The organism is Vibrio sp. TH_r3 (assembly GCF_033101115.1).
Taxonomy (GTDB): domain Bacteria; phylum Pseudomonadota; class Gammaproteobacteria; order Enterobacterales; family Vibrionaceae; genus Vibrio.
In genome coordinates this window covers 111,472-125,298 of sequence record NZ_JAWMPW010000004.1, presented here as the reverse complement: position 1 = coordinate 125,298, position 13,827 = coordinate 111,472, and the positions used below count along the sequence as shown (strand labels likewise).

10 protein-coding genes are annotated in these 13,827 nt (G+C 40.9%); 8 read left to right on the top strand and 2 right to left on the bottom strand.

Annotation, left to right across the window (positions count from 1 at the left end):
* Positions 1-65: 65 nt before the first annotated feature.
* Together R3X26_RS06010 and R3X26_RS06005 are read left to right on the top strand one after the other, a co-directional pair.
* On the top strand, positions 66-2,204 hold the full coding sequence (locus R3X26_RS06010) for a TonB-dependent hemoglobin/transferrin/lactoferrin family receptor (protein ID WP_317716314.1): 2,139 nt from the start codon (positions 66-68) through the stop codon (positions 2,202-2,204).
* An 89-nt stretch (positions 2,205-2,293) separates the two neighbouring features.
* A complete protein-coding gene (locus R3X26_RS06005) occupies positions 2,294-4,084 on the top strand; it encodes an ABC transporter ATP-binding protein (protein WP_411572400.1) in 1,791 nt (596 codons plus the stop codon).
* Between the two features lie 225 nt (positions 4,085-4,309).
* On the opposite strand, the gene rne is transcribed toward R3X26_RS06005, so the two are convergent.
* Entirely contained in the window at positions 4,310-7,492 is a 3,183-nt protein-coding gene (rne, locus tag R3X26_RS06000) for a ribonuclease E (protein WP_317716313.1), read from the bottom strand.
* A gap of 612 nt (positions 7,493-8,104) precedes the next feature.
* Here rne and rluC point away from each other — a divergent pair.
* Positions 8,105-9,046, top strand: a complete 942-nt coding sequence (gene rluC / locus R3X26_RS05995; RefSeq protein ID WP_317716312.1) for a 23S rRNA pseudouridine(955/2504/2580) synthase RluC — start codon at positions 8,105-8,107, stop codon at positions 9,044-9,046.
* Between the two features lie 40 nt (positions 9,047-9,086).
* On the opposite strand, the gene R3X26_RS05990 is transcribed toward rluC, so the two are convergent.
* Positions 9,087-9,692 carry a nucleoside triphosphate pyrophosphatase gene (locus R3X26_RS05990; protein WP_317716311.1) on the bottom strand — a complete coding sequence of 202 codons (606 nt, stop codon included), beginning with the start codon at positions 9,690-9,692 and terminating at the stop codon, positions 9,087-9,089.
* Between the two features lie 163 nt (positions 9,693-9,855).
* Between R3X26_RS05990 and yceD the strand changes: the two genes are divergently transcribed.
* The 5 genes from yceD (at position 9,856) to fabD (ending at position 13,815) form a co-directional block, all read left to right on the top strand.
* The gene (yceD, locus tag R3X26_RS05985; protein WP_317716310.1) at positions 9,856-10,380 is read left to right on the top strand and encodes a 23S rRNA accumulation protein YceD; all 525 of its coding nucleotides are present in this window, start codon (positions 9,856-9,858) and stop codon (positions 10,378-10,380) included.
* Between the two features lie 96 nt (positions 10,381-10,476).
* Positions 10,477-10,647, top strand: coding sequence for a 50S ribosomal protein L32 (gene rpmF / locus R3X26_RS05980; RefSeq protein ID WP_153447365.1), 171 nt, complete (start codon positions 10,477-10,479; stop codon positions 10,645-10,647).
* A gap of 9 nt (positions 10,648-10,656) precedes the next feature.
* Positions 10,657-11,730, top strand: a complete 1,074-nt coding sequence (plsX, locus tag R3X26_RS05975; RefSeq protein WP_317716309.1) for a phosphate acyltransferase PlsX — start codon at positions 10,657-10,659, stop codon at positions 11,728-11,730.
* Positions 11,731-11,735: 5 nt separating this feature from the next.
* Positions 11,736-12,776, top strand: a complete 1,041-nt coding sequence (locus R3X26_RS05970; protein ID WP_317716308.1) for a beta-ketoacyl-ACP synthase III — start codon at positions 11,736-11,738, stop codon at positions 12,774-12,776.
* A gap of 115 nt (positions 12,777-12,891) precedes the next feature.
* On the top strand, positions 12,892-13,815 hold the full coding sequence (gene fabD, locus R3X26_RS05965; RefSeq protein ID WP_317716307.1) for an ACP S-malonyltransferase: 924 nt from the start codon (positions 12,892-12,894) through the stop codon (positions 13,813-13,815).
* Positions 13,816-13,827 lie beyond the last annotated feature (12 nt).

Genomic DNA, 13,827 nt, shown 5'->3' with positions numbered 1-13,827 from the left:
GTGAGACCTGTATAGGGACTCGCTAAGGAATTTTTTCGCCTGAAAAAGGGATAAAGGAGAGAGAAATGCTCAACAAAACAAAGTTAGCCATAGCGATAAGTGGCTTGATGACACTATCAGCCAGTGTCAGTGCCGAGACCTATTCATTTGATGAAGTTGTGGTGTCAGGAACGCGTACTGAACAAAGTAAAAAAGATGCATCATCTGCAATAGAAACCATTTCAGCTGAAGATTTAGAAAACAATTTAGCGGGTGATTTAAAACAAGCATTTCAGTACACGCCGGGTGTAAACGCTCAAGGAAGTGGCCGATTTGGCGTATCAGGTATCAATATTCGTGGTATTGAAGAAAACCGAGTGAAAATGTTGATTGATGGTGTGCAACAACCTGCCTCTTATAATCCTGGTGCAAGTGAACAGCGTAAGTACCCCAACGCAATCGAAGTGGATACATTACAATCCATAGAAGTAAATAAAGGACCATCTTCAACTTTATATGGTTCAGATGCGCTAGGTGGCGTAGTGCTTATGCGTACCAAAAATCCTGAAGATTATTTCACTTCAGAAGAAAATCAACAGCGTTTTGGTATTAAAAGTGGTTACGCTTCGGTCGATGAGGAGTTTAAGACCACCATTAACTGGGCAAGAAGACAAGATAAGTTAGACACGTTATTAATGGCAACTTACGCAAGTGGCCACGAAACAGAAACCCACAGCTCAGGTGCGAATGTTGAAGGTCCAGATAGAGGCGCGGCCAACCCAGCAGATAAAACGTTGACCAATTTATTGGGTAAAGCATTTTATCAGATTAACCCAAATAATCGCCTGGGGTTAACGGTTGAATATTACCAACAGCAATACGATGAAGATGAATTAAATTATAACGGTTATACTCTTTTCCCCGGTTTTACCTATACCGACAATTACAATGAAGACACCAATGAACGTCTTCGTGTTGGACTTGAGCAGCAACTGTATTTTGAGGCACTTGTAGCCGATTCATTAAACTGGTCTGTAAACTATCAAGATTCACGTTCTTTATCAGAAAATTATGATACGACTGGCTTTAATGGTGAACGTATGCGTGAACGAGATGCATCAGACCGCTCGATTCAATTGGATACGCAACTAGGTAAAATAGTCTCACTTGGGGATAGTATCCATGAATTGACTTATGGTGCTTCATTCCTAAATAACGATTTTAGCTTAGATAATACCGATTATAAGTATGACTTTGGTACGGTTACATCCGGAAGCACTGGAATTCCAGATGCGAACATAATTCAGTGGGGCCTATTTGTTCAAGATCAGGCTTTCTTTATGCAAGATCGCTTAGTGGTGACGGCAGGTCTTCGTTATGATTCTTATACTGCAGACCCTTCTACTGATTCGGCTTACACCACGGAATATGATGAGAATAAGGATAGTGCCGTTACTGGTAAATTAGGTTCGGTTTACCATTTGAATGATCAACTGTCAGTGTTTGGTCAGGTAAGCCAAGGTTTCAAAGCACCAACGGTTTATGATCTATACTACTTTTATGATCAAGGCGCGATAATTGAAGCAAATCCAGATTTAAAAGCTGAGAAGAGCACCGCTTATGAGTTAGGACTTCGTGGTGCCAATAAATCGGCTCGTTTCGAATTTTCTGTGTTCTACAATGACTACACCGACTTTATCACTCAAGAAATTACCGGTGAGCAAGATGGTAAAGATGTCATTACCAAAAAGAATCTAGATGAAGTTGAGATATATGGAGTTGAATTCAGTTCAAACGTTAATTTAGATGAATTGTTTGATGCGCCACAAGGAAGTTACGCTAGAGCAAGCGTGGCTTTCTTAGATGGAGAAGATAAAAATAGTGGAGAGTCATTAGATTCAGTCGCACCATTAACAGGTGTTGTTGGCTTGGGTATTGATAAGGCATCATTTGGTAGTGCACTAAACATTACGATGGTAGCAGCAAAAGACCAATGGCAGTCTGATGATAATGAAGAGGTTGCAGGCTACACGTTGGTCGATCTTACTGGTTATTATAAACCGATGAAAGATCTTACAGTATCAGCTGGCTTGTTCAATGTGTTTGATAAGAAATACTGGTTATACGATGATATGGCTGGTCGCTCTGAAACAAGCAGTTTTAATAAAGATATCAACTCTCAACCAGGTAGAAATTGGGGAGTGGTTGTCGATTATCAGTTCTAATTTTATCTTCAATCATTAATTTATTAGCCGCCTTAATTCACTTTAGGCGGCTTTTTAACTTTGGACAGTAAGCCGTGTTAACTGACTCAATAAAAACTAACGCAATAAAAATCATCAATATAAAGTGGCTTTTTCAGCAAGCCAAACATCACAAAAAAAAGCTGATTATGGCCAATTTGGTGGCACTTTTAGCTGCGGTAATTAGTGTACCCATACCATTAATGTTACCGCTATTGGTTGACGAAGTGTTACTCGACCAGCCCGGTGCTGGTCTTGAATTATTGAATCGAATGACACCAAGTTCTTTGCACAATGCCCACGGCTACATTGTGGTGGTTTTATTACTGATTATTCTGATGCGGTTAGTTAGCCAAGGACTCAATATTCTGCAAGCAAGACAGTTTACTCTTGTGTCTAAAGCGTTGACCTGTACCTTGCGAAAACTATTACTGGAAAAGTTAGGCAAAATTACCATGCGCCAGTATGAAGAGAGAGGCAGTGGTGCGCTGACTTCTCATCTTGTAACGGATATTGAAACCATCGATCGATTTATAGGGTCAACGTTAAGTCGATTCGTCGTTAGTGTACTCTCCGTGATTGGTATTGCCATTGTACTGTTTTGGCTGAATTGGACATTGGCTCTGTTTATTTTACTGCTTAATCCGCTGATCATTTATCTATCCAATAAAATGGGCTTGAAAGTTAAAGACCTGAAGAAAAAAGAGAACCAATCATTTGAACGTTTTCAGCAAAGATTAGTTGAAACTCTAGATGGGCTATATCAGTTAAGAGCCTCCAATCGCGATAGAGAATATTTGCAGCGACTCATGCAAGATGCGGATGGTATTCGACAAGATGCCGATAATTATGCGTGGAAATCGGATGCGGCTAATCGTCTCTCTTTTCTGTTGTTTCTTATTGGTTTTGAAATATTTCGTGCACTAGCCATGATCATGGTGTTGTTCGGTGATTTAACCGTAGGCCAAATTTTCGCGATATTCGGCTATCTTTGGTATATGTTATCGCCAATACAAGATTTATTAACCATTCAGTATTCTTGGTTCAGTGCCTCTGCGGCAATGAAACGTTTAAATAGTTTATTGAAGTTAGAAGAGCAGCAAGTTTATCCTGCCAACGTGATGCCATTTGAAGATAACACGTCATTTGATATTGAGTTTAAAAATATCGAATTTCGTTATGACTCAGAAAAACAAGTGATTGACCAGTTAAACCTATTGATTCCTAAAGGCAAAAGAGTTGCGTTAGTGGGCGCATCGGGAGGAGGTAAGTCGACATTGATTCAGTTATTGCTAGGTATTTATCAAAAAAATAGCGGCGAAATTTTAATTAATGGTCATGCGGTAGAAAATGTTGGCTACCAAAACTTGCGCGAACGGTTAGCAGTCGTTCTTCAGCAGCCGATGATATTTAACGCAACTTTACGTGAAAACCTAACTCTAGGTAAACATTTCACAGAGCCGCAGATATGGCATGCGCTTAATATTGCTCAATTGGAGGATTTCACTCGTCAGTTACCTAATCAATTAGAATCGGAATTAGGTCGTCAAGGCGTTAAACTATCTGGCGGGCAGAGGCAACGATTAGCCATTGCTCGTATGGTATTAAGTGACCCAGATTTCGTCATACTTGACGAAGCAACTTCTGCTCTAGATACCGCAACGGAAGCGGCATTACATCAAGCGCTGAATCAATTTTTACAAAATAAAACCACGTTAATCGTTGCCCATCGTTTATCTGCAGTAAAACAAGCCGACCTTATTTATGTTTTACAAGACGGCAAAGTGATTCAATCAGGTCAACATCAACAACTGCTTAACCAGCAAGGTTTATATCAAACCCTTTATGGTGGCCAAGTGTAAAATTACAGGGACAGGCACCTTATTGTGTCACTTTCATTGGCCATTAACAGTACAGGGACAGGCACTTTGATTTTAAAATTACAGGAAATTACAAGGACAGGCACTTTAATTTATCGTTTGTCAGGGTCATAGATAGCGTGAGGATGAATTGAAATGGTCGTAAAAAAGGTAAGCCCGAGGGCTTACCTTTTACTTTTTTAGCAACAAAGCTTTATAATAATTAGCTTACTTATTAGCAGTTTTAGACATACCAGCAGAAGCTTGGTTGGTTGCCGCTTGGCTTCCTGCTCCTTTAGGTTGATAGCGTTGTTCTCTTAGAGGCGCAGACTTGACTTCAATTTCTTTGATCTCTTGAGGTCCTGGTGCTTTAGTCATTGCAGACGTTGCGTGACCTTTTAGCTTACTAGTGGCCACTTTTGTTACTGGCTCAACTGCAGTAGCAGCAGGCTGTGCTACCGCTTCAACATTAGCAGTATCGGTGCTTTGTTGCACTTGTTGTGGTTGAGCTACTGGAGCGTCAACTTTTTCTTCTGCTTTTGTTTCAGCTTCCGCTATTTCTGGCGTTGAGTCTGTCGCTGGTGTTTCTATAACAACATCTTCCGTAACAACATCTTTAGCAACAACAGGTTCTGTGACTGTAGCTTCTGTCACTGCTACTTCTGCCACTGCTACATCTGTAATGGCGGCTTCAGGTTGAGCTTGAACGCTAGGTTCAATTGATACTACTTCAACTGGATTCGTTGTCGTTGTTACGGGCTCTTTCACAGCTGTATTTTGTGTGAAATCACGGCCAACGATAACTTTACCCATTGCCATTTCAGGGAACGCGAACCCACCATTTAATGCTGATTTTTCAGTTTCTGGCGTAATGCGAGTTCTTTCTTTACGCTTTGGTTTGGTTAAATCATATTTTGGCATGACTTTACCCATTGCCATCTCTGGAGAGGCAACACCACCTTTGCGTAAACGGAACGGATTAGGTCTACGGTCACGACCGCGACGACGACGTTGTCCACTGGCTCTTAGATGACGAGGCGTACGACGGCTACGACGTTTTGGTTCTTCTTTATTCACCGATTCGGTTACTTGATTTTGTTCTGAAGAATTACTTGTGCTAGAAACCGTATTCGCTTCATGAGCTTTACTCGCTTCAACGGAGTTATTGGTTTCGGCAGGCTTGGTTTCTGCAACCTTACTTTCAACCGTTTGTTGAGCTGCATTCGCTTCCAATTCCGCTGTTTTAGCTTGGTCTTTCACTCGAACTTGTTTTTTTAACTGACGACGTTGACGACGCTGTTTAACCTGAACTTTTTTCTCTTCAGCAGCAGGTGCTTCATTTTGCGCTTCAGCTGCAATCTGTTGTCCTTGTTGTGCCACTTTAGAGTTGGGTTTGTTATAGCGCTTGTCTTGTTGTGACTTACGGTTATCTTTATTGTTTTGACTTGGTTTGTTGTCAGTTTGATTTTCTTGAGCATTGTTGTTGCGATTTGGCTTACGGCGATTCTTGTTTTGCTCACGATTATCAGCTTGATCGCGATTTGAATCTCGTGAATTGCGACGACGGTTATCATTGCGATCACGACGATTATTGTTGCGATTATTACGGTTGTTATGAGTATTACGTGATTTGTCTTCTTTCTTCTCTTCTGCTTTTTCTTGTTGCTCTTCTTCTTCAGGAGAGGATAAGAAATTAGCAATAGCTTTAAAGAAGCGAGAAACAACGCCCGGTTTATTTTGCTGCTCTGTTACTACAGTCGCTTCGGCAACTGGTGCAACGGCTGTTGGCGTAGGTTGTGGTGCTGGTGCAGCAAAACCTTTTAATGCTGGTTCTTCAATTTTTCTCGGTTTGATTTCTGCTTCAGAAGGTTCATTCGCTTCTGCTTCTTTCATCGCATCCAATTTCTTAGGAACTAAGTAAGACAGTAAATCATGCTCTTCGCCATCACGAACACGAACTACCTCAAAATGAGGTGTTTCCATGTCTGAGTTAGGTACAATGATCACTTTAACATTTTGCGATGATTCAATAATATTTACTGAACGGCGTTTTTCATTGAGCAAGTAAGAAGCAATAGCAACTGGAACAACACCAACCACTTGTGATGTATTGTCTTTAAGTGCTTCTTCTTCTATCAATCGAAGAACTGAAAGTGCCAACGATTCATTGTCACGTACCACACCTGTGCCTGAACAACGCGGGCAAATATGGTGGCTAGCTTCTGCTAGTGATGGGCTCAAACGTTGGCGAGACATTTCTAATAGGCCAAAGCGAGAAATACGACCGATTTGAACACGCGCACGGTCCATTCTGACCGCTTCACGTACTCTATTTTCTACTTCACGCTGGTGACGAACTGGGGTCATATCGATGAAATCGATAACGACTAAGCCACCAAGGTCACGCAAACGTAATTGACGAGCAATTTCATCAGCGGCTTCAAGATTAGTATTAAGAGCCGTTTCTTCGATATCTCCGCCTTTTGTAGCACGAGCAGAGTTAATATCTATTGAAGTTAATGCTTCTGTTGGGTCAATAACGATAGAGCCGCCAGAAGGAAGTCGAACTTCTCGTTGGAACGCCGATTCAATTTGGCTTTCGATTTGGTAATGACTGAATAGCGGCACATCTCCATCGTACTTTTTAACTCGATTGAGAAAATCGGGACGAATAAGCTGAATATGTTGTCTAGCACGCTCGTAAATAGTGGCGCTATCGATCAAAATCTCACCAATATCACGGCGTAAATAATCTCGAATTGCACGAACGATGACGTTACTTTCTTGGTGGATAAGGAATGGCGCAGGAGTGGCAACTGCTGCTTCTGTTATCGCATTCCAATGGTTTAGCAGTACATTTAAATCCCACTCAAGTTCTTCTGCACTTTTACCAACACCCGCTGTACGGACGATTAAGCCCATGCCTTGAGGTAAATCTAAGGTGCTAAGTGCCGCTTTTAGTTGAGTACGCTCATCACCTTCAATACGACGTGATATACCGCCAGCTCTTGGGTTATTTGGCATAAGGACTAGATAGCTGCCCGCAAGAGAGATAAACGTAGTTAATGCTGCGCCTTTACTGCCACGTTCTTCTTTCTCTACTTGAACAATAACTTCTTGTCCTTCAGTCAGCACTTCTTTAATGCTTGGACGACCTTGATAAGTGTAACCTTTAGGGAAGTAATCTCGAGCGACTTCTTTTAGAGGGAGGAAACCATGTCTTTCTGCGCCGTAGTCAACAAAGGCGGCTTCTAAACTTGGTTCAATACGGGTGATTTTACCTCGATAAATATTGGCTTTTTTTGATTCATGACCAGGGCTTTCGATATCTAGATCGAAAAGTCGCTGTCCATCGACCAAAGCGACACGCAACTCTTCTTTTTGAGTTGCGTTAATTAACATTCTTTTCATTTTTTAAATTCTCGTTGATATTTCTTATTTTCAATTACATTTGTCGCTTCGCTTCGATCTCGATGGTGTCAGATCCCATGACTGAATAAGTGCAGCCTCACGGCTGGAAGGGATGCTCTCGGACACTCCAGTTATCAAGAACTAATTATATAGCGCCTGATCCACATCTTGGTGGTAAATACTCAACATCGTGAACGATGAGTAGAGCGACAAGTAAGTCTTATTTTCAATGTCTTACGCCATATGCCGCATCGAATAATAAAGCTTTTCTACTCATTTAACTTATTGCTGTTGGAAAAATTAATAATGCAAAATGCATCCAATTTACCCATTACAGGTGTGGACTATAGCAGCGCAGCGAAAATACAGCAATCTGCTTTGTTATAAACAGGTAAAAAAATTAAAACGACTTCAATTTAGTAATTTGTTATCTAATTGATATTAATGGTTATTTAATGCTCAGCTGTCGTTTTGTCCAATATTCATCCCACAATTTATTCACAGGCACTGATGATGGCAACAAACTGGCTAAATATTGCCTACTTACTGGTCAAGTTTTTATTGATTAAGAAAGACTGAAAAAATAGCGCATTGAATGATAGAATAATATTTATGAATGAAATAAAAACTAAAGTTCAGTTAGTCGACATTGATGAAGATATGGCTGGACAACGTATAGATAATTTCTTGCGTAATCAATTTAAAAACGTGCCTAAAAGTTTGCTCTATCGAATTATTCGTAAGGGTGAAGTTCGTGTAAATAAAAAACGTATCAAAGCGGAATACAAGCTTAAAGCAGGTGATATAGTTCGATTGCCACCAGTTAAAATTGAGCAAGTTGAGCAAAAAGACGTTCCGAATACTAAATTAAATAAAGTTTCACAACTGCAAGATTGTATTATTTACGAAGATGATCATTTACTTATTCTTAATAAACCTTCGGGAACTGCTGTACATGGTGGCAGTGGGTTGAAGTTTGGCGCGATTGAAGCATTAAGAGCTCTGCGCCCAGATGCTCGTTTTTTGGAATTGGTACATAGAATCGATCGAGATACGTCTGGGATATTGCTGGTTGCGAAAAAACGCTCTGCTTTACGTCATTTACAAGCGCAATTTCGTGAAAAAACAGTACAAAAATATTATTTTGCTTTAGTTATGGGTGAATGGAAATCAACTTGCCGTAATGTAAATGCACCGTTATTGAAAAATGAAGTAAACAGTATTGTACGAGTAAATGCCAAAGGAAAAGCCTCGGAAACACGCTACAAAGTGTTAGAAAGGTTTGCTCAGGCGACACTGATTCAAGCTAGTCCGATAACTGGACGCACTCATCAAATTCGTGTTCATTGTGAATATACTGGTCATCCCATTGCTTGGGATGACCGATATGGCGACCGTCGTTTCGATGCGTACACTGGGGCATTTGGCCTAAATCGACTGTTTTTGCATGCTGCTAATATAAAGTTTACTCACCCGAGTAGTGAAGAGGTAATGGATATTTCAGCACCGATGGAAGCGAAATTAGACAAGGTATTAAACAAAATGCGCGGTTAGTGCTCTTAACATTTGAGCCCTTCAATTTAATTTGCCAATGTTAGTTTCCCAGTACTGAAACGCCTTGTTTTTCTAACATATCAATTAGTGTAATTAAGGGAAGCCCGATTAAACTGTTCGGGTCTTTTCCTTCAAGTCGGTCAAATAAGGCGATCCCTAAACCTTCACTTTTAAAACTGCCAGCGCAATCGAGAGGCGATTCTTTTAATACGTAGCTTTCAATTTGTTGCTGACTTAAAGTACGAAAATAGACATTGAAGGTATCGAGCTCGACATCAGTTACACTTGTTAAGGTATTAACAAGCGCTAAACCGGTATAAAAGGTTATACATTTTCCGCTTGCGGCTGAGAGCTGTTGAATTGCGTTCTCTGCCGTATGTGGTTTACCGACGATACCACCGTTAATGACACATACTTGGTCTGAACCGATAATCAGAGCGTGACTAGATTGATTTGAACCGACATTTTTGGCCACGCTTTGCGCTTTTTCAATCGCCAGCCTTTGTACTAGTTGCTTGGGCGTTTCGTTACTGTGTGGGCTCTCATCACATAATGGTTTAGCTTGAGTAAAAGGTAAGCCAATTTTTTCTAAAATAGTTTTTCTGTAAGATGAAGTCGACGCTAAGATAAGACTTGGATTATTCATATTGGTATCTGCTTGGGCAAAGAATGGTGCAAGGATAAATCATCATGCTTGTTGTCCTCAACATATACCGTTCTCCGCCCAGATGAAACCTAACGAGAAAAGTGAATAACTTTTTCACTTTTTCTTTGACTCGCAGCCATTAGAAATATATTATTCGCGCCCTATGCAAAAGGTAAAAATACCACGCACGGTAGATCCGGCAAAAGCGGCACAAAAAAGACTAGATTATGATGGCATCATCCAACCTAGTTTATTTAAGCGTTTAGCTGAGACAACCGCAGGCGTAAAACGCGACGCAGAAGTTTCATTGTCCTTTGAGATAGATGAACAACGACTATCCGTTATCTCTGGTAAAGCTAACGTGGAAGTCGATTTAGAGTGTCAACGTTGTAATGAGATTTTCACACATGAGTGTGAAGTTCAGTTTACTTATACTCCTGTACGCGGTGAGAAAAGTGAAGTGGATGCACCGGAAGAGTACGATTTGGTAGATCTGAACGAGTACGGTGAAGTCGATCTTATACAATTAGTTGAAGACGAGTTTATTCTTGGTTTGCCTCAAGTGGCAATGCATGATGAAGCGGATTGTAGCGTTAATTCAAATAATTTGGTGTTTGGTGAACTTCCGAAAGAAATTGAAGATGATAAGCCGAATCCATTTGATGTTTTAAAAAACTTAAAGCGCTAAGGCCTTTAAAGTTGTTATTTGGCTTGATATTATTGAATATAAGACAAATACAGCTCTAAAAACTGGTGTTTAGGTATAAACAAAGGAGTAGGGTCAATGGCCGTACAAAAGAGCAAGAAATCACGTTCAATGCGTGGCATGCGTCGTTCACACGATGCGCTAACTACAGCTTCACTTTCTGTAGACGCAACTTCAGGTGAAACTCACCTACGTCACAACGTGACAGCTGACGGTTTTTACCGTGGCAAAAAGGTTATCAACAAGTAAGGTTGACCTTTGAAGAAGATTACCGTTGCAGTTGATGCAATGGGCGGAGATTTCGGTCTCCGCGTCACAGTGCCTGCCGTCGTGCAGGCATTGTCGCGTTTTCCTGAACTGAAAGTGATTCTGGTGGGTGATCAAAATTTAATCACTGCCGAGTTGGCTACGTTAGGTTACGAGTTCGATCGTTCAATAGATAGCGATTCAACTATGCAGCAACGCTTAATTATGCAGCAACGCTTAATTATTCAGCATAGTGAACGAGTTATTTCCAATTCCGAAAAACCCTCCCTTGCATTACGAAATAGCGCTGGAACATCAATGCGTATTGCTATTGATGCTGTTGCTGATAGCAAAGCCGATGCTTGTTTAAGCGGAGGAAATACCGGTGCTCTTATGGCACTGTCTCGATTCAGACTCAAACTATTACCAGGCATTGAACGGCCAGCATTAGTTTCTGCACTTCCTACTGCGTTAGGTAATAAACTATGGTTACTTGATTTAGGCGCGAATGTTTCAGTTGATGCAGACACATTATTTCAATTTGCGGTGATGGGCAGTGCTTTGGCGGAAGAACACTTAGATAGATTACCTAGAGTTGCGATACTAAATATTGGTGAAGAAGAGATAAAAGGTAACGATTTGGTTAAAAGATGCGCAGAAATGTTGAGTAAAACCAAATCAATTCATTTTACCGGCTATATTGAAGGTAATCAGTTACTGCATGATGTCGCTGATGTTGTAGTATGTGATGGTTTTGTAGGTAACGTATGCTTAAAAACAACCGAAGGTGTTGCTCATCTTTTTATTAGTAAGTTAAAAGAGCACATGACTGCATCGACATTAAAAGGTTGGTTAGCAAGACAACTCTTTTCAGGGTTAATAGAAGAAATAAAAGATCTGAACCCCGACCAGTATAATGGCGCAAGTTTGTTAGGATTGCGCGGCATTGTGATAAAAAGTCATGGAAGCGCCGATGTGGCTGCTATTATTAATGCTATTGAAGAAGCAGTACACGAAGTCAAACGACAAGTTCCAAGTCGTATTAGTGATCGCTTAGAAGCGGTTTTACTCGAGAGGCATTATTAGTCTATATGTACAGTAAAATATTAGGCACAGGCAGCTACCTGCCGTCTCAAGTGCGTACTAACGCAGATTTAGAGAAAATGGTAAGCACAACTGACGAATGGATAGTGACTAGAACGGGTATCCGTGAACGTCGTATTTCAGCACCGGATGAAACTGTTGCGGATATGGCGACTATCGCGTCTCAAAATGCACTGGATATGGCTGGCATAGACAAAGATGATATCGATATGATTATTGTCGCTACGACCAGTGGTTCTCATGCTTTTCCATCGGCGGCATGTCAAGTCCAGGCTAATTTGGGTATTAAACATTGTCCGGCTTTTGATATGGCAGCGGCGTGCTCTGGATTCGTTTACGCTCTTTCTGTTGCTGATCAACATGTAAAATCAGGCATGTGCAAAAATATTTTAGTGGTTGGTGCGGATACATTATCAAAAACGTGTGATCCGTCTGACCGTTCAACCATTATCCTTTTTGGTGATGGTGCCGGTGCGGTGGTAGTAAGTGCAAGTGAAGAACCGGGTATTTTGTCTACTCATATTAATGCAGATGGACGCTTTGGTGATTTACTCAGCCTTAAACATCCAGGCCGCAATAGCGAAAAAATGTCGGCGAGTCCAAGCATCAGTGCCGAAAGCAACACTGACGTCGTTGAAACCAATATTGATAATGAATTTGCCCACACGGATGATATTAATAGCTGGTTACATATGGCGGGTAACGAAGTTTTTAAAGTCGCAGTGACCCAATTATCTCGATTAGTAAAAGAGACGCTTAAAGCCAATGATATGGACAAATCTGAATTAGACTGGTTGGTACCTCATCAGGCTAATTTACGAATTATATCAGCAACCGCTAAAAAATTATCAATGCCTTTAGAACAAGTGGTGATCACGTTAGATCGTCATGGAAACACGTCGGCCGCCACGGTACCAACTGCATTAGATGAAGCCGTAAGAGACGGGCGAATTAAACGTGGGCAGAATATTCTGCTAGAAGCGTTCGGTGGTGGTTTCACATGGGGTTCAGCATTAATTAAGTTTTAGTTTTGATCATTACTAAACTCGCTTTAACTACAATTTCTATGGATAGGCATTTGAAGTTTCATTGTAAATGCCTATCTTTTTAATTATTACTGCATTGCTTAAAGGAAAAATAACAATGAGCAAATTTGCTATCGTATTTCCAGGTCAAGGCTCGCAATCTGTTGGCATGTTGGCTGATCTTGGTGAAAATTTTGATATTGTTAAACAGACATTTGCTCAAGCGTCTGAAACATTAGGCTATGATTTATGGTCATTGGTGCAAAATGGTCCTGTAGAAGACTTAAATGAAACATTTCGCACTCAGCCTGCACTGCTTGCTGCTTCCGTCGCTATTTGGCGTGTATGGCAAGAGCAAGGCTTAGCACAGCCAGAGAACCTAGCGGGACACAGTTTGGGTGAGTATTCTGCGTTAGTGTGTGCTGGCGTGATTGATTTTCAGCAAGCGATTAAACTCGTTGAATTACGTGGCAGGCTTATGCAAGAAGCCGTTCCAGCCGGTGTTGGCGCTATGTATGCCATAATTGGTTTAGATGATGAGTCCATTGCTAAAGCTTGTGAAGTTGCAGCACAAGGTGAAGTTGTTTCACCGGTGAACTTTAATTCTCCGGGGCAAGTTGTTATTGCTGGAAATAAAGCAGCAGTAGAAAGAGCAGGCGCATTATGTAAGGAAGCCGGTGCTAAACGTGCCTTACCATTACCCGTTTCTGTTCCGTCACATTGTGCATTAATGCAACCCGCAGCAGATAAGTTAGCAATTGCATTACAAGAGATTGAATTTAATACTCCTGTCATTCCTGTCATCAATAATGTCGATGTGATTGCAGAAACAGATCCTGAAAAAATTAAACAAGCACTTGTTCGTCAGCTATACAGTCCAGTACGTTGGACGGAAGGTGTACAGGCAATGAGTGATAATGGAATCGAGAAACTTTACGAATTAGGCCCAGGTAAAGTTTTAACCGGTTTGACAAAGCGTATTGTAAAAACGCTGACCGCTGCAGCTGTAAATGATAGTGCTTCTTTAGACGCAGCGAAGTAACAAGAGAGATAA